This window comes from Pseudoalteromonas sp. SaAl2 (assembly GCF_052947895.1).
Genome location: NZ_CM129605.1, coordinates 3,054,685 through 3,077,764, shown reverse-complemented (window position 1 = coordinate 3,077,764; position 23,080 = coordinate 3,054,685). Strand labels below are relative to the sequence as shown.

The 23,080-nt window shown below is 40.3% G+C and carries 17 protein-coding genes and 4 pseudogenes; 15 read left to right on the top strand and 6 right to left on the bottom strand.

Translation table 11 applies throughout. The features are described from left to right. Nucleotides 1-32: 32 nt before the first annotated feature. Complete coding sequence (locus ACU8V8_RS14535; RefSeq protein ID WP_446887968.1) at nt 33-563, bottom strand: SPOR domain-containing protein; 531 nt, start codon at nt 561-563, stop codon at nt 33-35. A 20-nt stretch (nt 564-583) separates the two neighbouring features. Beyond that, nucleotides 584-2,770: a primosomal protein N' gene (gene priA / locus ACU8V8_RS14530; protein WP_446887967.1), complete on the bottom strand. Its 2,187-nt coding sequence runs from the start codon at nt 2,768-2,770 to the stop codon at nt 584-586. Nucleotides 2,771-3,002: 232 nt separating this feature from the next. Between priA and rpmE the strand changes: the two genes are divergently transcribed. Together rpmE and ACU8V8_RS14520 are read left to right on the top strand one after the other, a co-directional pair. Beyond that, nucleotides 3,003-3,215, top strand: a complete 213-nt coding sequence (gene rpmE / locus ACU8V8_RS14525) for a 50S ribosomal protein L31 (protein ID WP_421961133.1) — start codon at nt 3,003-3,005, stop codon at nt 3,213-3,215. A gap of 605 nt (nt 3,216-3,820) precedes the next feature. After that, complete coding sequence (locus ACU8V8_RS14520) at nt 3,821-5,062, top strand: malic enzyme-like NAD(P)-binding protein (RefSeq protein ID WP_446887966.1); 1,242 nt, start codon at nt 3,821-3,823, stop codon at nt 5,060-5,062. 94 nt (nt 5,063-5,156) lie between these two features. Here ACU8V8_RS14520 and metJ read toward each other — a convergent pair whose 3' ends face one another. Next, a complete protein-coding gene (metJ, locus tag ACU8V8_RS14515) occupies nt 5,157-5,477 on the bottom strand; it encodes a met regulon transcriptional regulator MetJ (protein ID WP_016709540.1) in 321 nt (106 codons plus the stop codon). A 235-nt stretch (nt 5,478-5,712) separates the two neighbouring features. Between metJ and metB the strand changes: the two are divergent. Continuing rightward, a pseudogene (gene metB / locus ACU8V8_RS14510) lies at nt 5,713-6,977 on the top strand (cystathionine gamma-synthase). Nucleotides 6,978-6,982: 5 nt separating this feature from the next. Then, nucleotides 6,983-9,327: pseudogene (gene metL, locus ACU8V8_RS14505) on the top strand (bifunctional aspartate kinase/homoserine dehydrogenase II). Nucleotides 9,328-9,406: 79 nt separating this feature from the next. Here the strand turns inward: metL and ACU8V8_RS14500 are convergent. Then, the gene (locus ACU8V8_RS14500; RefSeq protein ID WP_446887965.1) at nt 9,407-11,935 is read right to left on the bottom strand and encodes a penicillin-binding protein 1A; all 2,529 of its coding nucleotides are present in this window, start codon (nt 11,933-11,935) and stop codon (nt 9,407-9,409) included. Between the two features lie 132 nt (nt 11,936-12,067). Between ACU8V8_RS14500 and ACU8V8_RS14495 the strand changes: the two genes are divergently transcribed. From ACU8V8_RS14495 to ACU8V8_RS14455, 9 genes and pseudogenes are all read left to right on the top strand, one after another. Continuing rightward, nucleotides 12,068-13,147, top strand: a complete 1,080-nt coding sequence (locus ACU8V8_RS14495; protein WP_087532644.1) for a pilus assembly protein PilM — start codon at nt 12,068-12,070, stop codon at nt 13,145-13,147. Beyond that, nucleotides 13,135-13,701 (top strand): PilN domain-containing protein, encoded by a 567-nt coding sequence (locus ACU8V8_RS14490; RefSeq protein WP_087532643.1) that lies wholly within the window; start codon nt 13,135-13,137, stop codon nt 13,699-13,701. Before ACU8V8_RS14495 ends, ACU8V8_RS14490 begins: the two co-directional genes overlap by 13 nt. Continuing rightward, complete coding sequence (locus tag ACU8V8_RS14485; RefSeq protein ID WP_446887964.1) at nt 13,698-14,318, top strand: type 4a pilus biogenesis protein PilO; 621 nt, start codon at nt 13,698-13,700, stop codon at nt 14,316-14,318. Before ACU8V8_RS14490 ends, ACU8V8_RS14485 begins: the two co-directional genes overlap by 4 nt. Then, complete coding sequence (locus ACU8V8_RS14480; protein WP_446887963.1) at nt 14,315-14,851, top strand: pilus assembly protein PilP; 537 nt, start codon at nt 14,315-14,317, stop codon at nt 14,849-14,851. Before ACU8V8_RS14485 ends, ACU8V8_RS14480 begins: the two co-directional genes overlap by 4 nt. Further along, complete coding sequence (locus ACU8V8_RS14475) at nt 14,838-16,940, top strand: type IV pilus secretin PilQ (RefSeq protein WP_446887962.1); 2,103 nt, start codon at nt 14,838-14,840, stop codon at nt 16,938-16,940. Before ACU8V8_RS14480 ends, ACU8V8_RS14475 begins: the two co-directional genes overlap by 14 nt. A gap of 183 nt (nt 16,941-17,123) precedes the next feature. Further along, nucleotides 17,124-17,642, top strand: coding sequence for a shikimate kinase AroK (aroK, locus tag ACU8V8_RS14470; RefSeq protein ID WP_087533154.1), 519 nt, complete (start codon nt 17,124-17,126; stop codon nt 17,640-17,642). Between the two features lie 25 nt (nt 17,643-17,667). Next, nucleotides 17,668-18,739, top strand: a pseudogene (aroB, locus tag ACU8V8_RS14465) (3-dehydroquinate synthase). After that, nucleotides 18,739-20,055 carry an AAA family ATPase gene (locus ACU8V8_RS14460; protein WP_446887961.1) on the top strand — a complete coding sequence of 439 codons (1,317 nt, stop codon included), beginning with the start codon at nt 18,739-18,741 and terminating at the stop codon, nt 20,053-20,055. The pseudogene aroB and the gene ACU8V8_RS14460 overlap by 1 nt, the downstream one beginning before the upstream one ends. Nucleotides 20,056-20,109: 54 nt before the next feature. After that, nucleotides 20,110-20,961, top strand: a complete 852-nt coding sequence (locus ACU8V8_RS14455; protein ID WP_087533151.1) for a Dam family site-specific DNA-(adenine-N6)-methyltransferase — start codon at nt 20,110-20,112, stop codon at nt 20,959-20,961. Here ACU8V8_RS14455 and ACU8V8_RS14450 read toward each other — a convergent pair. Both ACU8V8_RS14450 and ACU8V8_RS14445 read right to left on the bottom strand, forming a co-directional pair. Beyond that, on the bottom strand, nt 20,924-21,058 hold the full coding sequence (locus ACU8V8_RS14450; protein ID WP_446889651.1) for a DUF2970 domain-containing protein: 135 nt from the start codon (nt 21,056-21,058) through the stop codon (nt 20,924-20,926). The two genes, ACU8V8_RS14455 and ACU8V8_RS14450, sit on opposite strands and share 38 nt — an antisense overlap. 55 nt (nt 21,059-21,113) lie before the next feature. Next, a complete protein-coding gene (locus ACU8V8_RS14445; RefSeq protein ID WP_446887960.1) occupies nt 21,114-21,404 on the bottom strand; it encodes a hypothetical protein in 291 nt (96 codons plus the stop codon). Nucleotides 21,405-21,712: 308 nt separating this feature from the next. On the opposite strand from ACU8V8_RS14445, the gene rpe reads away from it, so the two are divergent. Together rpe and ACU8V8_RS14435 are read left to right on the top strand one after the other, a co-directional pair. Beyond that, nucleotides 21,713-22,396 carry a ribulose-phosphate 3-epimerase gene (gene rpe, locus ACU8V8_RS14440; RefSeq protein ID WP_087533148.1) on the top strand — a complete coding sequence of 228 codons (684 nt, stop codon included), beginning with the start codon at nt 21,713-21,715 and terminating at the stop codon, nt 22,394-22,396. Beyond that, nucleotides 22,396-23,062 (top strand): annotated as a pseudogene (locus ACU8V8_RS14435) (phosphoglycolate phosphatase). Before rpe ends, ACU8V8_RS14435 begins: the two are co-directional and overlap by 1 nt. The last annotated feature ends 18 nt before the right edge of the window (nt 23,063-23,080 follow it).

Below are 23,080 nucleotides of genomic sequence, written 5' to 3'. Positions count from 1 at the left end.
ATGAGAAGTTAATATGGGTTAATGGATTAAAATCAAGTCCAAAGCCAAATTCCACAGCCCATTATTTTGCTGCGTTTGAGTTTGTTTTTGTCACTTTCAGCTAAACGCTTGGTTTTATAAGGCCCAAGGCGTACTTTATACCAAATTCCATTTGTGCCAGTGGTTTCACGTACTTCGGCAATGAGTCCTGCAAAGGCTATTTTTGCTTTGAGTGTTTCGGCTTGAGAACGAGTTCTAAATGATCCGCATTGCATGACATAAGGGCCTTTTTGTTCAAGCTCTTTAACTTCAACTTGGATTTCGTGCTCTTTTATTTCTTTAATAAATTCAGGCGGGCGCGGTTTGGCAGGCTCAACTTTTTCTTTAGCTTTAGTCGGGTTGGCTTGTTGTTCAACAAGTTTAGGATCGGCATTGGTTTTTACATACCATAGGCCAAAGCAAAAACCACCGACCAAAAGAGTCGTTAAAATAACTAATAAAACCGGAAATGGCTTTTTAGCGGGTGGCTGTTTTTTACTGTTACGGTTGCCCGGTTTTTTATTAATAAAATCGTGTTGTGCCATGTGTGTTCTAAGTTCTAACCTTAAATCATATCTATTGGGTCGACATCTAAGCTCCAGCGCACTTTTTGTGCAAGCTTACTGGTGCTTAGGTAATCAATCATTTGTGCTAAATATTGGTGCAATAATTGACGATCAAGCGCTTGAATATGTAATTGAAAACGGTATTTTCCTGCTATTTTTTCAAGAGGAGCAGGAATTGGACCTAGCAATTGTATACCAGTTACACCGTGCACAGGAACTAAATCAGTTAAAAAATCCACCACCTGCTTAACGTTATGCCCTTGGGCGCGGACAATGGCCATATTGGTGATTGGGGGCAGTTGTGCATCTTCACGCTCTTGTAATGCAAAGCGGGCAAAATCTTGATACCCATTATTAACTAAGTCTTGTAATAATGGGTGCTCAGGAAAGTGTGTTTGCAATAAAACATGGCCAGGCTCTCCGCTTCGTCCTGCTCGCCCTGCAACTTGTGTAACCAGTTGAGCTAAATGCTCGGTCGCACGAAAATCACAGGAGTATAAGCCGCTATCTACGTCTAAAATAAGCACTAAGCTGACATCGGGAAAATGATGTCCTTTAGCGAGCATTTGCGTACCCACTAAAATTCGTGCGCCGCCTTGATTAATATCATCAAGGGCTTTTTCTAAGCTTCCCTTGCGCCTAGTTGAATCACGATCAATCCGGCTGATAGGAATATCAGCAAATTCGTTTGTTAAAAATTCTTCTATTTGCTCGGTGCCTTTGCCATTTGGAAATATTTGCGTGCTGCCACAGTCGGGGCATTGATGTGGCACTCGTTCTTGTTCGCCGCAGTGATGGCAAATCATTTGGCCTATGGCTTTATGAAACGTAGCGCTGGTGCTGCAGCGCGAGCATTCACTGAGCCAACCACATTCATGGCAAATTAGCGTAGGTGAAAAACCACGGCGATTTAAAAATACCATTACTTGCTTACCACGGTTTAAGTGTTGGCGCATTGTGGCAAGACTTGCATGGGCAATGCCTGCTTGATCTGGCTGACCTTTCATATCTAACAGCTGAAACTTGTTATCTGTACTGGTTTGCGCACGCTGAGTTAAGCTTAGCAGCTGGTATTTGCCATTAACGGCTTTGTGTAGGGTCTCTAATGCGGGCGTTGCTGAGCCCAATATTAATGGAATTTTGTGTTGATAAGCACGATACGCTGCTAAGTCTCTAGCATGGTAGCGTAAGGTATCTTGCTGTTTGAATGAGCTATCGTGTTCTTCATCAACAATGATCATACCCAGCTTTAAAAATGGTAAAAATATACTCGAACGTGTCCCTATCACAATGGCGCAACTGGCTTTTTCACAAAAACGCCATGTTTGCAGGCGTTCGTTATCAGTCAAGGCTGAATGCCAAAGCATAATAGGAGTATCAACAAAGCGGCGGCGAAAGCGGTTAACGGTTTGTGGTGTTAAGCCAATTTCAGGCACTAGTACGAGTGCTTGCTCGCCCCGTTTTAGTACTTCTTCTAGGCATTGTAAGTAAACTTCGGTTTTGCCACTGCCGGTTACACCCTCAAGTAAAAAGCTATTAAAACCTGTGCTTTGGTTTATTGATGTACAGGCAACGGCTTGCTCTTTGTTTAATACGGGTTTGGTACCAATTTGTGGCGCTTGTTGTTGCCATTGATTATCGTGTTCAATAGTTTGGCTAATAAGCTCTTTTGTCAGCAGACTATCAATGGTTTTTTTATTAAACCCGAGCGCTTTTAATTCGGTGAGTGATGATTTTCCTGATTCTGCTAATTGCTTCAATAGTCCTAGTTGGCTTTTGGCTTTTAAAGACGGAAGCTTGGCGCCTTTTTCAGTTAAGGCGACCATGTTAATACTGCTTTTATCAGGGCATTCGCCTTGGCGTAATGCGCCAGGTAACGCAATATGTATTGTTTCGCCTAATGGGTAGCAGTAATAGCGGGCGGTAAAGCGTAATAAATCAAGGTGCTGTACAGATAAAATAGGCTCTTCATCAATCACCTCTAAGAGTGCTTTAATTTTATCTTTTGGCACGTCTGTGGTGGTTTTTAGTGCAAGCACCACCGCGACTTTCTTTTGATTACCAAATGGCACAATAACCCGAGTGCCAACTTGTGGCGTTACTGATAAACCGTTAAGTTGTTCCGGTAGGCTGTAATCAAAAGTACGCTGTAGCGGAACTTTTATAGCAACTTCAACAAAACTCATAGCAACTCAACAAAAACCAACAAGACAGCTAATGTACTAAAGTTACGATAAAAAACCTATCAGCAAATGCTGGGTTTAAAGTTTTTGCTCATTTAATTAGCAAAAAACGCATTTAAAGCTTGTGGCGAGGGGGGTTGTTGCTTAGAATACGCGTCCAATTATTTTGATTTAAACGACGTATGGTGCCAGACTTCGGGTTTGGAGAGCGATGCGGCCTTAACTAGAGGTTTCTATGAAAGAAGGTATTCACCCTAAGTACGAAGTAATTTCAGCAACTTGTTCATGCGGAAATAAATTCGAAACTAGTTCTACACTGTGTAAAGACATCCACTTAGACGTATGTTCTGCGTGTCACCCGTTTTACACTGGTAAGCAAAAGATTTTAGACACAGGTGGCCGTGTTGATCGCTTTAACAAGCGTTTCGGTGCACTTAGCAGCAAGTAATTTCTGCTTTCGTGTTAAGAAAGGCACCTTCGGGTGCTTTTTTTGTGCTCATGATTTATAAAAAGTAACGGTAACTCAGTTCATTCCCTAAATTTACGTAGACTTAAATTAGAAAATCTTCCTTTGTGTATTACTTTGTTGCCAGCGATATAGACAATTTATAGCAATATTATTCTGACTAATATTTCTGTTTTTTATAATGATTATAGTTGGTGAAACACAGACAAACCCTAATTAATTCACTATATTAATTATTAATATAAATTACATTGCTGCTATTACTGTATCTAAAATGGGCTAAATTGCAGTTATTTGTCGCTATCGTCGATTATTGTTGTTGTTTTTTAGTTTGTTCAAGTTGCAGTACTATTTGCTTTAAATTCATGCAAACTTAGCTGGGTTTTTTGATGTTTTGTTAGTGTTTTAATCATGCGTTTTTAGAATTATTTACTAAAAATGCTGGCAAAACGCATAAAATTAACTGATATAGCTTATAACAGGATAGACCTGATATTGCTTGAATTTAATTATAATATAGGTATTGTTCGCTAAGAACTGCTCACTCTCACTTTAAATTTAACTTACTTGCAGGATAAAATCGCGTTATGTCAGACTTTCGTGAACAAGCATTACATTACCATGCTCACCCCGTTCCAGGAAAAATCAGCATTGAACTTACTAAGCCAGCTGAAACCGTTAATGATCTCGCTCTAGCTTATAGCCCAGGTGTTGCTGAACCAGTGCGTGAAATTGCAGCCGATCCAGCTAATGCATATAAATACACGGGCAAAGGTAATATGGTGGCTGTTATTACTAATGGTACCGCTATATTAGGCTTAGGTAATCTAGGGCCACTGGCGTCAAAACCAGTAATGGAAGGTAAGGCATTATTATTTAAGCGTTTTGCAGGTCTAGATTCAATTGATATTGAAGTTAAGCATCGCACAACTGAAGATTTCATCAATACTGTGGCCAATATTGCAGATACGTTTGGCGGTATTAATCTTGAAGATATTAAAGCGCCAGAATGTTTTGAGATTGAAAAAGCATTAATTGAGCGCTGTAGTATTCCAGTTTTTCATGATGACCAACATGGTACTGCGATCGTAACTGCTGCGGGTATGATTAATGCGCTTGAAGTACAAGGCAAAAAAATTGAAGATGCGATCATTGTATGTTTAGGCGCTGGTGCAGCTGCTGTAGCATGTATGGAACTACTTATTAAATGTGGCGCTCTGCGTGAGCACATTTACATGCTTGACCGTAAAGGGGTTATTCATACACGTCGCGATGATTTAAATGAATATAAACAACTATTTGCAAATAATACAGATAAACGTACGTTACAAGATGTAATAGCCGATGCAGATGTGTTTGTTGGTGTATCAGGTCCGAACTTGTTAGATCCAGAAGATTTAAAGCTAATGGCCGACAAACCAGTTATTTTTGCATGTTCCAATCCAGATCCTGAGATTGCGCCAGAGCTTGCACACGGTGCCCGTAAAGATCTTATAATGGCGACAGGGCGATCCGATTATCCGAACCAAGTAAACAATGTTTTATGCTTCCCATTTATCTTCCGTGGTGCGCTTGATGTTCGTGCAAGCCAAATCAACGATGAAATGAAGATTGCAGCAGTAGATGCCATTCGTAGCATTGCGAAAGAGCCTGTACCTGCAGAAGTATTAAAAGCAGCGGGTGTTGATTCTCTTGAATTTGGCCCTGAGTATATTATTCCAAAACCAATGGATCCGCGTTTGTTGCCACGTATAGCAAAAGCGGTAGCGCAAGCGGCTATTGATTCAGGTGTTGCGCAAATCGATATGCCTGAAAATTATATGGCTTAGATTGAAACGCTCAAGCAATAAAAAAACCTCAGCAATGTTAGTTGTTGAGGTTTTTTTGTATCCAATTCCTGAAGGCAGGAATGCAAACCGTAACTTAATCTTCGTTAAGTACAGGTACTTCAAGTCCCATTTCGAGCATGATTTTCTTCACTTCTTCAGGTACTTTCTCAGGGTTGTCTTTACGCAAGTCTTCGTCGTTTGGCAGTGGTTGCCCAGTAAAAGCGTGTAAAAATGCTTCACAAAGTAGTTCGCTGTTAGTCGCGTGTCGTAGGTTGTTAATTTGACGGCGGGTGCGCTCGTCGGTTAACACTTTTAGCACATTAAGTGGGATAGACACGGTGATCTTTTTCACTTGTTCTGATTTTTTACCGTGTTCTGCGTATGGGTGAATATATTCACCGTTCCATTTAGCCATAAGAAGTATCGTTGCCTCAGGTTGTTAGTTGTTTGCATAGCCTATTTGCTTTGCAAAGATGCGGAAATTCTATCGTTTTAAAAAAGATAGTCAAACACTTGTTATTTAGCCATCTAGCGAGCTAAATATCTTTACTGCTAATAAAGCTCCAGTTGCACCACAAATGCTTTGACTTATGGGGACTGATCCTCTAACCTTTTAGACGTCTAAACATCCATTTATTGTAGGTGACGTTATGAGTCAAAAGAACAAAGCAACTATCGCGGTACGAAATGGTATCGATGCTGATAAACATCATGGTGCTGTTGTGCCGCCTCTTCATTTATCAACAACCTATTCATTTGCTGATTTTGATACTAAACGCCAATACGATTATGGCCGCAGTGGTAACCCAAACCGCGATATTCTAGCTGAGACGCTGGCTGAACTTGAAGGAGGCGTTAAGGGAATTATTACGGCCACGGGTATGTCGGCAGTACATTTAGCGACCCAACTACTTAATAGCGATGATACTTTAGTCATTCCTCATGATTGTTATGGTGGCAGCTACCGTTTATTTACCTCTCTTGAGAAGCGTGGGTTATTAAAGTTAGTGGTTTTAGATTTAACGAAAACCGAAAATCATAAAAAATTATTGAAATTAAACCTAAATTAATTTGGATAGAAACCCCGAGTAATCCAATTTTACGCCTGACCGATATTAAAGCAATTACTACTATTGCTAAGCAATGTGGTGCACTTGTTGGCGCAGATAACACCTTTTTATCGCCGGCATTACAAAATCCAATCGAATTTGGTGTCGATATTGTAGTGCATTCGACAACCAAATATATCAATGGTCATTCTGACGTAGTCGGTGGGGCAGTGATTGCTGCAAGCCAAGAGTTAGGTGATGAGCTTGCGTGGTGGGCAAATAATATTGGTATTACCGGTGCGCCGTTTGATAGTTATTTGACCTTACGTGGTTTACGTACACTTAATGTGCGTTTACGTCAGCACCAAGAAAATGCGTTTATCATAGCGCAATATTTAGAAGATTCTCCTTATGTAAGCCAAGTTTATTATCCTGGTCTTGAGTCACATCCACAGCATGAGTTGGCTAAAGTACAGCAGCGTGGTTTTGGTGGCATGGTGAGTTTTGATATTAAGGGCGATGTAAATGACGCTGCAGCATTTTTAACGAGCCTTGAAGAGTTTAGTTTAGCTGAGTCACTGGGCGGCGTTGAGAGTTTAATTTGTCATCCGGCTACTATGACGCATGCCGGAATGGATGCTACTGCTCGCCTTGAAGCTGGTGTGGGTGACACGCTAATCCGTATTTCTGTTGGTATTGAAGATGTTAAAGATTTAGTGGCTGATTTAGAGCGCGTATTTAATAAAGTAAAGCCAGGTCAAGGTGGTCAAAGTGAGCAAGTTGTTGCGCAGCAAGCTACAGCTAAACAGCAAGATCAGCAATCAAGCTCATTTAAACTAACGCCTGCACATACGGCATTGTGGTAAGAATAATGGTTAATATAGTACATAAATTTGGTGGTTCGAGCTTAAGTTCGCCAGAGCGCTATCAAGCAGTCGCGAATATCATTTTAGCGAATAGCGAAGTAGGTGATTGTGTTGTGGTTTCAGCCGCAGGTAAAACAACCAATACTTTGGTTAAATTGTGGCAAAGTTACCAGCAGGGCGATCTGCAAGCTGTTAGCGACATTTTATTATTGTTAGATAATCACCAGCGAACCTTGATTGAGCAGTTATTAACGGCGCAAGCCAAGCAGCAGGCCCTAAGCTTATTGCAGCAAGAGTTGGCGCAATTAGCTGAACAAGCCAAGCTGCAAACCTTGGCGGAGTCAGCTTTACTTGCTCATGGTGAAGTGTGGTCGGCAAGGTTACTTGCAAGTTATTTACAGCAATTAGGCTTAGCTGCAAAGGGTATTGATGCGCGTCAGCTGTTTACCTTAAACGATGGGCAGTTACTGCATCAAAAGAATCAGCTAGCGTGTGCAGAGTTTGTGAGTAAGCAGCATATTAATGTGGTTACCGGCTTTATTGCCAGTGACTGCCAAGGTGAGACAATTACCCTTGGGCGTAATGGCAGTGATTACAGTGCCACATTGTTAGGTAGCTATTGTCATGCGCATCAAGTGTCTATTTGGACCGATACTCAAGGTGTATTTAGTACTGACCCTCGTAAGGTAAATAAGGCGCTTAAATATTCGAAAGTGTGTCGCGGTCAAGCAAATTTATTAGCACGATTAGGTAATCCTGTTTTACATGCTAAAACATTATCACCGTTAAAAAATACTGATATAAAGCTGGTTGTACGCAGCAGTTTTGATACTGAAGCCAGTGCCACTGAAATAGTTAAAGAAGGTTATAGTAAAGCCAAGCGCTTTATCACCACGCTAGAAAACATTGATTTACTGCGGGTGGATCAACTCAATGCAGGTGAAGTTGGGCAGTTGAGTCAGCTTATTCAACATAGTTTGCACCACTTTGTTAAGCAGGGCGATACTTACTTATTAGTACCAGGTAATGCGACTCATCAAATAGTGAGTCAGCTACAAGGGCGTGCTAATATTATTGAGTCAAACTTACATGGCTGCGCTATTGTTGCGCCAAATAACGATATAGCTCATTTATCTGTGCAGGCTTCCTCGTTGCTAAGTGAGCAAAGTTTAGCGCCTCGCTTTAGCCACCAAGATACTGAGTATGCATTACTCTTAACTGACCAAGCAATTGATAGCGATGTATTAACGCTATTACACGACAAGTTAATCAATAAAGGCCAAGAGCTTGCAGTGATCATCGCAGGTTTAGGGAATGTTGGTGAAGTGTTTATTTCACAGCTATCACAACAGCTACATCGCTTAGAACAACATTTTAGTGTGAAATTGGTAGGTTTATTACGTTCTCAGCAAATGTTATTTAGCCCAAGTGGGATTAGCTTGGAGCAATGGCACACGCAATGGGATAACGAAGCCGTTGATTATCAACAGGCTGATTTATTAACGCATATAAGTGAGCTTGATTACGAACATAAAGTGGTGATTGATATTACTGCTAGTGAATCATTTAGCTTAATTTACCCTGATTTTGTTAATTTAGATTGTCATTTGATCAGTGCGAATAAATACGCAGGTACGGCTGATAATGACTGGTATCAAGCATTACGCCACAATCTAGCTGAACGCAATTTATTTTGGCGCTATAACACATCCGTTGGCGCGGGTTTACCAGTTAACTTTGCTTTAGCTGATTTACAAAATAGTGGTGACAAAATCACGCGTATCGAAGGGGTGTTTCTGGTACGTTATCGTGGTTGTGTAGTAGCTATGATGGTAGTGTGCCATTTTCAGATTTAGTACTACAAGCGCAGCAAATGGGTTTTACAGAGCCTGATCCGCGTGAAGACTTATCTGGTCGTGACATGCAGCGTAAGTTACTTATTCTAGCCCGTGAGTTAGGTTTAACGTTAGAGTTAGATGATATTGACTTAACAGCACTGATGCCTGAGCAATTAGCACAAGGCGATTGGCAGTCATTTTTAGATAACAAACAGCAGCTAGACAGCTTTATTGCTGATAAAGCTAAGCAGGCGAGCGAGCAGGGTAAAGTGTTGCGCTATACTGGCGCTTTATCACTTGCTGATAATAAAGTCACAGCGCAAGTTGGATTGGCGTTTGCCACGCAAGGCGATGCCTTAGCTAATTTAACACCAGGCGATAATATCTTTGTGATTAACAGCCAGTGGTACAGTGATAATGCGCTTGTGATACAAGGACCTGGCGCAGGTAAAGAAGTCACAGCAGCTGGTGTGCATTCTGATTTATATTGGTTAATACAAAATCTAAAGTAAAAAGCATGCAATAAAAAAGCGCCAGTCTTGGCGCTTTTTTACGTAGCAGCGATTTTATATCGCGTTTATATCGCGACGATTAAAATAGCTCTTCTTCAGTTTTAGTATCCTCTTCAAATACATCTTCAACGTGCTGCATAACGTATTTTGTAGGGGCGGTGCCTTTTTTGAAATACTCAAAGCGACTAGTGTAATCATTCTTTTGGCTAAGTAAGCCTGTTGCTAGGTCTATACGAATTGACACTAGTCCTTCAGGTGGCTCGATTGGCGCTTCTGGCTGGTTTTTAAGTGCTACACGCATAAAATCAACCCAAGCAGGTTGAGCTGTTTTAGCACCTGACTCAGCGCCTGAAATCTGAGATTTACTCAGGTTACTATTATAGGTAGAGCGACCCAGTGGGTTACCCGGATTATCAAAGCCCACCCAAACAGAAGTCATTACGTTGCGATTAAAGCCGCTAAACCAAGTATCAACGGAGTCATTGGTAGTACCTGTTTTTCCTGATAAGTCGCGACGCTCTAACGCTTGTGCTCGCCAACCAGTACCACTCCAACCCGTTTTATGGGCCCAGCTACCGCCTCCCCAAATCGCACTGTTCATAGCATCAGCAATTAAGAATGCATTTTGCTTAGAAATAATGCGTGGAGCACATGTTACTGCGGATGCATGGCCTGTAGTGGAATCATCAAAAGCATTAGTAGATGGGCTTGTTAAATTACTATTTAAGGCAACATCACCTTCGTTAGCAGCTTCATCAGCGTCACAAGCGAGTTGTGGTTGAGTCTTAAATAGCACATTGCCAGCAGAATCTTGAATTTCACTAATAAAGTAAGGGGTAATTAAATGGCCTCCATTAGCAAACGCGCTCATACCCCGAGCAAGCTCAAGCGGAGTAATTGAGGCACTACCCAAGGCCAACGATTCACTACGGTTGATATCACTATTTTGAAAGCCAAATTTAAGTAAATGATCAGCAGTACGATTGAGTCCAACCCCTCTTAATAAACGCACGGAAATAACGTTTTTAGATTGCGCCAGAGCTCGGCGAATACGAATTGGACCATTATAAACCGCAGGGCTGTTTTTAGGACGCCATGCCACACCTAAGCTTTTATCCCATTGATTTATAGGTGCATCGTTTAAAATAGATGCTAAGGTATAGCCTCTTTCTAGTGCTGCAGAATAAATAAAGGGTTTAATGTTTGAACCTACTTGGCGCTTCGCTTGAACTGCACGATTGTATTGGCTTTGCTCAAAGCTATAACCACCTACAATAGCTTTTATGCGGCCATCATTAGGATCTAGGGATACTAAAGCACTGGCGGCTTCTGGCAGTTGACTAAGTAGATAGCTGCCGTCGTCATTTTTACGCAGCCAAATTTGAGCGCCTGGCGCTAAAATTTCATTGGCTGTTTTTGGCGCAAAACCTTGACGGTAACGAGTGATGAACTTGCGTGCCCATTTTAAATTATCCCAGTTTAGTGTGGCGTGCTCGCCATTTTTTAATAATACATCAGCGCTTTTTTCGCCTACCTCTAATACTGCGGCGGCCAACAGCGGGCCTATTTCTTTGATGGGAGCAAGTTTGTCTAAAATTGCTTGTTGATCGAGTGGTGATTGTGTCTCATGATCCCATAGATGAACCTCTGCGCCGCGATAGCCATGGCGCATATCATAAGCATGTAGATTATCTACCAGCGCTTTTTGTGCCGCGGCTTGTACGTCTGATTCTACACTAGTGTATACTTTAAAACCGGTATTATAGGCACGTTCGAAACCGTAGCGAGCGACCATTTCGGCACGTACCATTTCCGAAATATAAGGGGCATACAAATCAATTTCAGCTCCATGAAAGCGTGCTGTAATTGGCTGTTTTGACGTTTCATTGAACTCTTGCTGGGTGATAAAGCCCTCGTCAAGCATCCGACCTAGCACAACATTGCGGCGAGCTTTAGCGCGCACAGGGTTACGAATCGGGTTTAATGCAGACGGTGCTTTAGGTAAACCTGCAATCATCGCCATTTGTGCTAAATTTAATTCATTAAGCTCTTTACCATAATAAACTTGTGCAGCTGCACCGATACCGAATGCACGGTTGCCTAATTCGATTTTATTTAAGTAAAGAGCAAGTATTTCATCTTTACTAAGTAGGTTTTCAATATGTAGGGCAATAAAGATTTCTTTTACTTTACGAATATAGGCTTTTTCTCGTGTTAAGAAAAAGTTACGAGCAAGCTGCATGGTGATTGTACTTGCGCCTTGTTTTTTCTCGCCAGTTGATATTAATACTATCGCTGAACGAACTATACCTATAGGATCTATACCAATATGTTCGTAAAATCGTGTATCTTCAGTGGCTAATATTGCATCAATGAGTGGCTGTGGGATCTCATCGATACTAACAGGTATACGGCGTTTCTCTCCAAATTGGTTGATCAACAAGCCGTCTCGAGAGAATACTTGCATGGGAGTTTGTAATTGCACGTCTTTTAAAACTTGCACACTTGGGATATCGGATTTAACGTAATAATAAAGGCTTGCTAATGTAATTAAGCCCAAAAACGTGCAAATGATAAAAAATTGTAAAGTTCGTTTGAATAAAATCACTTATATTTTCCCTAAATGGACTCCCAATTAGAATCGTAGACTGATAGTATATATTGATTAAAAAATGAATAGTATTTTTTCAGATAAAAATTATAACTTGTTTATTCTTAAAACAAAGGCCGAATCGCAAACATGTTAAGCCAACTAATGAATAAGTCTTCATCAATGATGATAGGGATAGATATCGGTTCGCACGCTATTAAAGCTGTGTTACTGAATGAAACGGAAACCGGCTACCGCCTAGAGGCCTTAGCAATTGAACCTATGCCAAAAGGAACAATGTCCGAACGAAATATTCAGGACATTGAAGCGATTGGTAATATTATCACTAAATTGAAGCGTAAATTACCTAAATCGGCAAAATTTGCGGCGGTTGCTGTTTCCGGACAAACAGTGATCACCAAAGTTATCTTTATGGACGTTACGTTAAGTGATGCCGAACTTGAGTCGCAAATTGAAATTGAAGCCGATAGCTTAATTCCATACCCGCTAGATGAAGTTAGTCTCGATTTTGAAAAACTAGCAACCAATGAAGCCGATCCTACTAAAATGAACGTGTTACTTTCGGCTGCACGAACCGAAAGTGTTGAAGCCCGTGTAGGGGCATTAGAAACCGCAGGCTTAACCGCAAAAGTCGTTGATGTTGAAAGTTATGCGCTTAGCCGAGCCATGGACGTGTATTACCAACAACTGCCCAGCGATGCATTTAATAAATGTGTGGCAATGATTGATATAGGGGCTGTGCTGACCTTAGTAAGTGTGGTACTTGCAGGTGAAACTATTTACACTCGTGACCAAGTGTTTGGTGGCGATCAATACACTAATAGCATTGTTGCTTATTATAATAAAAGCTTTGATGAAGCTGAAATAGGTAAAACAACCGCTGATTTACCGCCTAACTATACGTTTGAAGTATTAGCGCCTTTTCAAACTTCACTGTTACAACAAGTTCGCCGTGCTGTACAGATGTTTTTGACTACCAGTGGTAAAGAGCAAATTGATTATATTATTTTGACCGGCGGAACAGCCATGATTAATGGTTTAGATCGCTTGTTAATAGAAGAGCTTGGTATACATACAATTGTTGCCGAACCATTTGAAAATATGGATATATCACCTAGAGTTGATCGTAATGTAATGCAGCGTCACCGAACGCAGTTTGCCATTGCTACAGGGTTGGCATTAAGGAGCTTTTCATCATGCCACATATAAATCTACTGCCATGGCGTGAACAGCAACGTAAACAATCTCAGAATAAGTTTGCCACTACTTTGTTTTTAGTTGTGCTATTGAGCTTTTTAAGTATGTATATGTTAAGTACATATTACGGCAATCTGCGTGATGGACAGAATGTTAAAAATAATTTTTTAACAACCGAAATAGGTCATCTAGATACGCGTATTCGCGAAATTCGTGAGTTAGATAAAAAGAAAGAAAACTTACAACAGCGTATGCGTCTTATTGAGGATTTACAGAGTAGTCGAAATTTAGGTACGCAAATTATGGATGAAGTGGCTAAAATTGTACCTGGTGGGGTTTATTTAACTAAGTTAGAGCGTCGGGGCAGCGCCATTCATGTAATTGGACGCAGTGAATCAAATAACCGCCTGTCAAGCATGTTAAGGCAAGTACAAAACTCTTATCTGTTAGAAAAACCCACTATGCAAGGGATCGTAGCGGGTGAAAAGTCATCTCGCTTACTTAGTGATTTTAATATGGAGTTTTATGTTAAGCCCTTTGATAAAATTGGTGAGGTTAAGCAATGAACCTTGATATCAAAGCCTTAACCGAGATTGATTGGAATGAAATTGAGCTAGAAAATATTGGTGATTGGCCAGTTGTTGTTAAAGTTATTTGTTGTGCTTTTGTAGCAGCTTTGGTGCTATTTTTTAGTTATAGCCTGTTAGTTTCAGACGAAATTGATAGTTACCATAATGCGGTAGCGAAGGAAGTTGAGCTACGCAATACTTATCGCGCAAAATACGCGGTAGCGAGTAATTTAGAGATTTACCGCCAACAAATGGTGGAGATGGAAGATAAGTTCTCACAGCTATTAAAGCGCTTGCCAACGTCTAATGAAACACCTGGTTTACTAGATGATTTAACTTATGTTGGTACCACAAGCGGATTAACCTTCTTAAAGATTGGTTGGCTACCTGAAATAGAAAAAGAATTTTATACTGAGTTACCTATAAAAATAGAAGTGGTAGGTAGTTACCATGAATTTGGTGATTTTGTTGGCAAAGTAGCGCAACTACCTCGCATTGTAAGTTTGCACGATTTTTCAATAACCAGCACAAATACCGGTAAACTTACATTTAGCGTGGTCGCAAAAACCTATCGCTATGAAGGTACAGTTAAGAAGGGAGTGGCTAGAAAATGAGAAAAATAGCTACAATACTTCTTTCAGCTTTTGCTTTAACTGCGTGTAATGATGATATTGCACAGCAGCAAGAATTTATTGATCAGGTTAAGGCCAGCACAACTCCTAAAGTTGAAGAAATACCTAAGTTAACTAAGTTTGAACATTTTGAATACAGCGCACGTCAATTACGCAGCCCGTTTGTTGCGCCACAGCCTGAAATTATTCAAAATAATATGGTGCAAGTGAAGAACTGTTTACACCCTGATCCTGATCGAGCTCGAGAACCATTAGAGAAATACCCTTTAGATAACTTAGCAATGAAGGGGACTCTTGGTTCAGATGGCAGAACATGGGCGTTAATTAAAGCCGCTGATGAATCTTTGCACCGAGTCACAATTGGGGATTACTTAGGTTTATATCATGGTGAAGTGAAAGATGTTCAAAGTGATTTTATAGAGTTACTAGAATTAATACCCGATGGGTCTGGTTGTTGGAAAGAGCGCCTGACTAAGCTTGAAATGTTAGAGGCGACAACTGATGGCGCGAGTTAAAAATAAAAAAGGTAAAATTAAAATGCATAAGGGAGTATCTTGGAGTAACCGCATTCAGCAATCAGTGCTTGGCGTTATTGCCCTTTTTATCACGCAGGCGGCTCTTGCTGAGCCATTACTTTATGACGTTCGGTACAATCCGTTACTTGCAGGAGAAACCGAGTTACAGCTGGTTTTTGATGAAGAGTTAGCGCAGCAACCGACAGTACAAGTATTTAATAACCCCGCCCGCATCGAAATGCGATTCATTGATAGTAATGTAGAAAAGGCTGTCAGCGACGTTGCTATTGACCAAGCAGGAATTGAGAAAGTAACAAGTAAGGTAAGCGACGGTCACTTAATTGTAACCGTACATATGGATCGTTTAAAAATTTACCAAACGACGGTGAATAATAATTTAGTGTCGTTACATGTATCAGACAATATGCTGACTAACTCAAGGTCAGATGCAGCCGAAGCAAGCGCTAACGATACTAGTAATTATATAAACTCGATCCAATCTATTGATTTTCGTCGTGGTGAAAAAGGTGAAGCACGCGTTTTAGTATTTTTACAGGATACCCAAGCGGCGATTGATGTTCATGAAAGTGGTGGAAAAATTATTGCTGAGTTTCATCATACAGATATTTTAGACGACTTACTGTATGAGTTAGATGTGCTCGATTTTGGCACTGTTGTGAGTAAGATTGAGACATTTAAAGAAGACAGTAAAAGCCGCATTGTGATTGAGCCCAATGCTGCTTTTAAATATACATTTCAACAAATCGAAAATGTATTTACTCTGACCGTTGAAAAAGATGCTTCACAACGTTCATTTTTAGATGGTGGCAAAGAGTATCAAGGTCGTCCAATGACCTTAAACTTCCAAGATATTTCTGTTCGTGCGGTGCTACAAATCATAGCCGGCTATAATGATTTTAACCTCGTAACGAGCGACTCTGTAACGGGGAATATCACTTTACGTCTTGATGGTGTGCCATGGGACCAAGCCCTTGACGTGGTATTGCGTGTTAAAGGTCTTGATAAGCGCATGGATGGGTCAATTTTAATGGTGGCACCCTCAGAAGAGTTAGCAGCCAGAGAAGCTAAAGATTTAAAGGCTAAACAACAAGTCGAAGATTTAGAGCCACTATATAGTGAATACATTCGTTTAAACTACGCAAAAGCAGAAGAGTTTGCAGATTTACTAAAAACAGATACCAACAGCATCATTACCCCTCGTGGCAGCGTGTCAGTTGATAAACGTACCAATACCTTACTAATTAAAGATACGGTTAAAAGTATTGAAAGCGTGCGTCGTATGGTTGAAACCCTTGATATTGCCGTTAAGCAGGTTGTGATTGAGTCTCGTATGGTTACTGTACGTGATAATGTTCAAGAAGATTTAGGTGTACGCTGGGGCTTTAGTGATGCTTCAGACAATGGTGGGCTATCAGGTTCACTAGAAGGTGCGCAAGGAATATTTGATGCTGGCAGTTATGATGATATTCCTAGTATTGCTGATCGCTTAAATGTTAACTTACCTGTTTCAAGTGCTGCAGGTAGTATCGGTATGCAAGTAGCTAAACTAGCAAATGGTACGTTACTTGATTTAGAGCTCAGTGCATTAGAAGAAGAAAACCGTGGTGAAATTATCGCAAGTCCACGTATTACTACCGCAAATCAGAAAAAGGCCCGTATAGAGCAAGGTACTGAAATTCCTTATGTGGAGTCTGCTTCAAGTGGTGCGACGACCGTTACATTTAAAAAAGCGGTGCTAAGCCTTGAAGTAACGCCGCATATCACGCCGGACAATAAAGTAATCTTGGATTTAATTATCACTCAAGATACGCGTGGTGATACGGTACAGACACCAACCGGCTCTGCTGTTTCGATAGATACGCAAAAAATTCAGACACAAGTGTTGGTTGAGAATGGTCAAACAGTGGTACTTGGTGGTATATTCCAGCAACAAATCATAAACTCAACGAAAAAGGTTCCACTATTAGGTGATATTCCTTACTTAGGTGTGCTGTTTAGAAGTACGAGTGAGTTTAATGAGAAGAAGGAATTATTGATTTTCGTTACTCCGAAGATTCAAATAGACTAAATCTGGTCTATTTTCCTTAACGCAACGGGCAATTTTGACTTTAATTGCTCGTTAATTGGCTTTTTGTTCTATTTGACTTGAAATACCGCCTCAATTACTGAGATAATCCCCTCCTTAATTTTGGGGCCAGGTCGTTAGGCGGGGTTTTATTTCAAATTTTAGAGTTCGTTTGTACTAAAAGATATGGCTGAAAAACGTAATATATTTCTAGTTGGTCCTATGGGGGCTGGCAAAAGCACAATTGGTCGTCACATTGCCGATCAATTACATCTTGAATTTGTCGATTCTGATCAAGAAATCGAACGCCGTACTGGTGCTGATATAGCATGGGTGTTTGATCTTGAGGGTGAAGAAGGCTTTCGACTTCGTGAAGAAGGCGTCATTGGCGATCTAACTGAAATGCAAGGTATTGTACTTGCAACAGGTGGTGGTTCAGTGATGAGTAAAGAAGTACGAAACAAGCTTTCAGCTCGCGGTATCGTTGTATACCTAGAGACACCAATCGAAAAGCAAGTTGCACGTACGCAGCGCGACAAGCGTCGCCCATTACTGCAAACAGAAGAAGCACCTCGTGACGTTTTAGAGCGTTTAGCACAAGAGCGCGAACCGTTATATAAAGAAGTTGCTGACTTTACTGTACGCACTGATGAGCAAAGCGCTAAAGTTGTTGCTAATCAAATCATTGAGAAATTAGATTTTTAAAAACCAATAATAAAGGATACTGGCGATGCTTGAATTAACTGTTAATTTAGACGAGCGAAGTTATCCTATTTATATTGGTGAATCTGCACTTCACAACACAGACAGGTTGCGTCAGCACCTAGGTGACTGTCGTCCTATCTTCATCACTAATGACACCATTGCACCTTTGTATTTAAATGATGCAATGGCGTTATTAGCTGATTTAAATCCTCTTCATTTTATTATTCCTGACGGCGAACAATTTAAATCACTTGAGTGGTTTGAAAAAATATCAGCGTTTCTGTTGGAGAATAACTGTGGCCGAGATACTTGTTTAATCGCTTTAGGCGGTGGTGTAATTGGCGATCTTACTGGATTTGTCGCTGCTTGTTATCAACGTGGTGTGCCTTTTATTCAGGTTCCAACCACTTTGTTATCTCAGGTTGACTCCTCTGTGGGCGGTAAAACTGCAGTAAACCATCCGTTAGGTAAGAACATGATTGGGGCGTTTTATCAGCCACAAGCCGTGTTTATTGATACTCAATCATTGCACACACTACCTGAACGAGAGTTTGCAGCGGGTATGGCTGAAGTTATTAAGTACGGTTTGATCTACGATACTGAGTTATACAGCTTCTTAGAAGATAATGTTGCTAAGTTACAAGCGCTGGATGAAGAAACACTGCAGCATGTTATTTTTCGCTGTTGTGAAATTAAAGCATTGATTGTCGCACAAGATGAAAAAGAAGCTGGATTACGTGCATTACTTAACTTAGGCCATACTTTTTGCTCACGCAATTGAAGCACAAATGGGCTATGGGGTATGGTTACATGGTGAAGCTGTTGCGACAGGCATGGTATTAGCAGCTCAATTAGCGCATACCCGTGGTGATTTAACTGCGGCTGAGGTATCAAGAATTACGGCTTTAATTTCTGCCTATAACTTACCATGTGAAATCCCTAGCGATATGACCAGTGAGCAATTTTTACATCATATGCGTAAAGACAAAAAGAATAAAAAAGGCACCATTCGATTTATTTTACCAACCGAGTTTGGCCAGTGCGCGCTCGTTGACGATGTATCTGATCAACAGGTTCGTGATTTAATAGGGCGCTAATGCAATCGCAAATCTTACCAAGCCGAGCGGCTCTGGTTGATCGCATCGCGCTGCAATTTGAATACGGACAGAATTTAATTGCTTTGTTAGGACCATCAGGTCTTGGTAAGAGCTACCTTCTTGAAACTTTCATTACAGACAAGTACAGCGATTTTAATAAAGCATTTGTCCAAGTAAGTGCTCTAATGACAGACAGTCAACTCATGAGTGAATTACTTGATCAAAGTTTTAGTACGCCGTTGATTGACCAACAATTATCACTGTCTGAAAACTTCTTTCAATTAGCTCAAAAGCAAAATTGTGGCCCATGTTTATGGGTGCTAGATGGTGCACGCCATTTATCTGATGAAATGGCAGCTGACCTAGCTTTGCTTGCTAAAAATAGTCCAACCACATTGTATATTTTAGTTGCTGCACAGGCTGTTGGGCAATTTAGTAACGCAGTTGAAATTCACCTTGAACCCTTATCAATGGCTGAAAGTAAGCAGCTTATGCGCTGGTTTTTTAATAATCTTCCCGTTGATGAAGATCCTGTTTTTCAAACGTTTTTAAAGGAATCTCACGGGAATCCAAGCTTGCTATTGGCTTGGCAGCCAATAACACATAGCGCAGAAGTTAAAGTAGCAGATAAGGTTTCATGGCGGCTTCATTTAATTACGCTGATGATTATTATCATGCTATTGATTATAGGTTTGTTATATAAATCAGATATGACTCAGTGGTGGCAAGCGGTTTACCAACAGCCAGACGAGCCTGTAGCAACAGCGATAGCAGTAGAGAAATTTAAGCAAAGAGCAGATAAAACACAAGTAAAAGCAGAGCCAAGCCCAATAGTCCTTGAGAGTGAGCCTTTTGCCGTTATAAATGTCGAGCAAGATGAAGTACACAATAATGTGGCGGCTATTTTAGACAGCCTTGCGGTTAGCCCTAAACAGCCGGTATTGCCAGTGTCTGAAGCTAAACCAACAGAGGTTGAGCTAGTTAAGGCTAAAGATCCTGCAGTTGCTAACTTACCATTTGATAATGCATGGTTTAACGAGCAAGCCGACGAGTATTTCGTGATTCAATTACTCGCAGTAACTAAGCAAGCTATCGCAGAACAGTTTATTGTCGCACAAGAGTTAGGTGAGGCTGCTAAAATTTATCAAACACAGCGTAATAATAAGAATTGGTGGATAGTAACTTATGGTAACTATAAAAGCCTTAATGCGGCACGTAAAGTAACAGCCACTTTGCCTGAAGCTGTGCGTAATAATCAGCCATTTTATAAAAAAATAAGTAAAATAAAACAAGAAATCGCGTTACTAGATCAGTAAAACTAAGCTGTTTAGTGTAAAATCGCGGCCATACCAGTTTGAAGTAAAGAGCCGATGCAAACAAAGACCAGAGCCTTCCTTAAATGGGCTGGCGGAAAATACAGCTTAGTTGAAGATATTAGTGCGCGCTTGAATGTAGCGAGCAAGCATGCAGATACCTTAGTTGAACCGTTTGTAGGCGCTGGATCGGTATTTTTAAACACTAATTTTAAGCATTATATTTTAAACGATATCAATGCAGATCTTATTAATCTGTATAACGAGCTTAAGAATTCTCCTGATGAGTTTATTAGTGATGCAAAAAAACTGTTTGTGGATTTAAACAATCACCCAGACGCGTATTACGATTATCGTGTACAGTTTAATCAAAGTAACGATATTTATGAACGTGCGATTTTATTCTTATACATGAACCGTCATGGCTATAATGGCTTATGTCGTTATAATTTGAAGGGGATTTTTAATGTGCCTTTCGGTAAGTATAAGCGTCCTTATTTTCCTGAAAAAGAAATGCATTTCTTTGCACAAAAAGCTCAGCAAGCAACATTTACTTGTTTAGGTTACGATGATGTTTTTAAATTAGTACCTGAAAATGCAGTGATTTACTGCGATCCTCCTTATGTGCCATTGAGTAAAACAGCGTCGTTTACCTCTTACGCAAAGGGGGGCTTCAACTTAGATGATCAAGCCAATTTAGCAAACTTAGCTGAGCAAGCTGCATTTGAAAATAGTACACCTGTACTCATATCCAATCATGATACGGTTTGGACGCGAAAAATATACAGCCAAGCAAAACTAGATGAGATTCAGGTAAAGCGCACCATAAGCCCAAAAGGTGGCTCGCGCAATAAGGTGAATGAATTAATGGCTATGTATTTAGCACCAAAGCCACAACGGTGTAAATAGCAATAATAAATAAAATAAATAGCCCAATTGCAATAAGAATAATAGAGCGTGGGGAGTGCTGCTGAAAGTCAGATTGGCGCTTATTTTCAGATTGCACACCAAAGAAAGCGGCAATAACGCTTTGCAAGGCACTGAATAAGTGTTTCACTTAATTAAAACCGCGGCCCTAAAGAACGTGCCTTTTTTGGTTCGTCAGAATGGGTTAATAGTTCTAGTAAATCTAAGTAATGAAATTGTGCACTACGGCTATCACCTGTGATCCAAGACATCCAGCTTGATGCGTGCTCTGTATTCATGCATTGTACGGCGTTATTTATTAAATGTTCACCGCTGCATTGACAGTCATTAGTAGCGATAAAAGTGTCATCACTTTTAGATAAATAGCTTAGTGTACCGATAGTTATAGCAGTCGCAGTTAAGATCCCAATTTTAAAAGCATGCATTTTACTTAGTCCATAATGGTGTTACTAAACTAAGCATACCTAATAAGTGTTCAAATAACAAACTTAATTTACCCTTAATAATTACAAAAAATCAATAGTATTATAAAGTTAAGGTAAAAATAATGTATAAATTAGGTTGCTCAAAAAACAATCGTTGCGCTAAGTTGAATAGAATAAGTACTTTAATTGCAATAAAATTCATGTTTCTTGCAGTAATATAGCCGTTATCATATTTATTTTCCCAGGCGAGGGTTATTTGTTACATTAAGCGCACTTATGCGCATTTTGAAACACATTAAGGATTGCCAATGTTAGAAACAATGCAAAAATATCTTATAGCACCATCAATTTTGTCTGCTGATTTTGCCCGCCTAGGTGAAGATGTAGACGCAGTGCTAACGGCTGGCGCTGATGTAGTTCATTTTGATGTAATGGATAATCATTATGTACCTAACCTAACTATAGGCCCTATGGTATGTAAGGCGTTACGTGATTATGGAGTAACAGCGCCTATTGATGTACATTTAATGGTAAAACCGGTTGATAGTTTAATTCCGCAATTTGCTGATGCAGGGGCGTCTATTATTACTTTTCATCCCGAAGCCAGTGAGCATATAGATCGCACTTTACAGTTAATAAAAGATAACGGTTGCCAAGCGGGGCTAGTGTTTAACCCTGCCACGAGCTTAAGCTATTTAGAGCATGTCATAGATAAACTCGACGTGATTTTATTGATGTCAGTAAACCCTGGCTTTGGTGGCCAGAGCTTTATACCTCACACGTTAGAAAAACTACGGCAAGCGCGTAAGATTATCGATGATTCAGGCCGTGCAATTCGTTTGGAAGTTGATGGTGGTATTAAAGTTGAGAATATTGCAGCCGCAGCACAGGCGGGTGCTGATATGTTTGTTGCAGGCTCCGCTATTTTCAATCAACCAGATTATAAAAAAGTCATAGAGCAAATGCGTGAACAATTAGAAGGTGTAAATTAATGAAGTACGAGGCCGCTTTTTTTGATTTAGATGGCACCTTAGTCGACAGTGTATATGATTTATATATTGCAATGAATTTGACTTTAACTGAGTTGGCTTTTCCTATAGTGAGTCAGCGTTTAGTTGAAACCTGGGTCGGAAATGGTATTGAAACCCTAGTTAAGCGTGGTTTAAGTGGCGACATGCAAATCAGTGAGCAATTAGATGAACCAGCTTGCCAAGCGAGCCATCAATCTTTTTTATGGTCATTACGAGCAACAAGTTGGTGAGTACAGCGTGCTTTACCAGCATGTTGAAACAGGTCTTGCTGCTCTTCGTAGCACCCCAAAAGCACTCATTACCAATAAAGCGCGTCGTTTTACTGAAAAGCTACTTGATAAACTAGCGTTAACAGAGCATTTTGATGTGATCGTATGTGGGGATGATATGGCTAAAAAGCCATCGGCTGAACCGCTTTTGTTTGCTTGTAAGCAATTAAATGTGCCAGCAAGCCAAGCTATAATGATTGGTGACTCAAAAAGTGACATCTTAGCGGCGCATGCTGCAAACATAGATGTAATTGCTGTGAATTATGGTTATAACCAAGGTGAAAAGTTGAGTGATTACAATCCACAGTACCTCTGTGATACATTCTTAGATATAATACCCGTACTTACCCAAAGGTAAGAGCGTTTTTAATTTTAG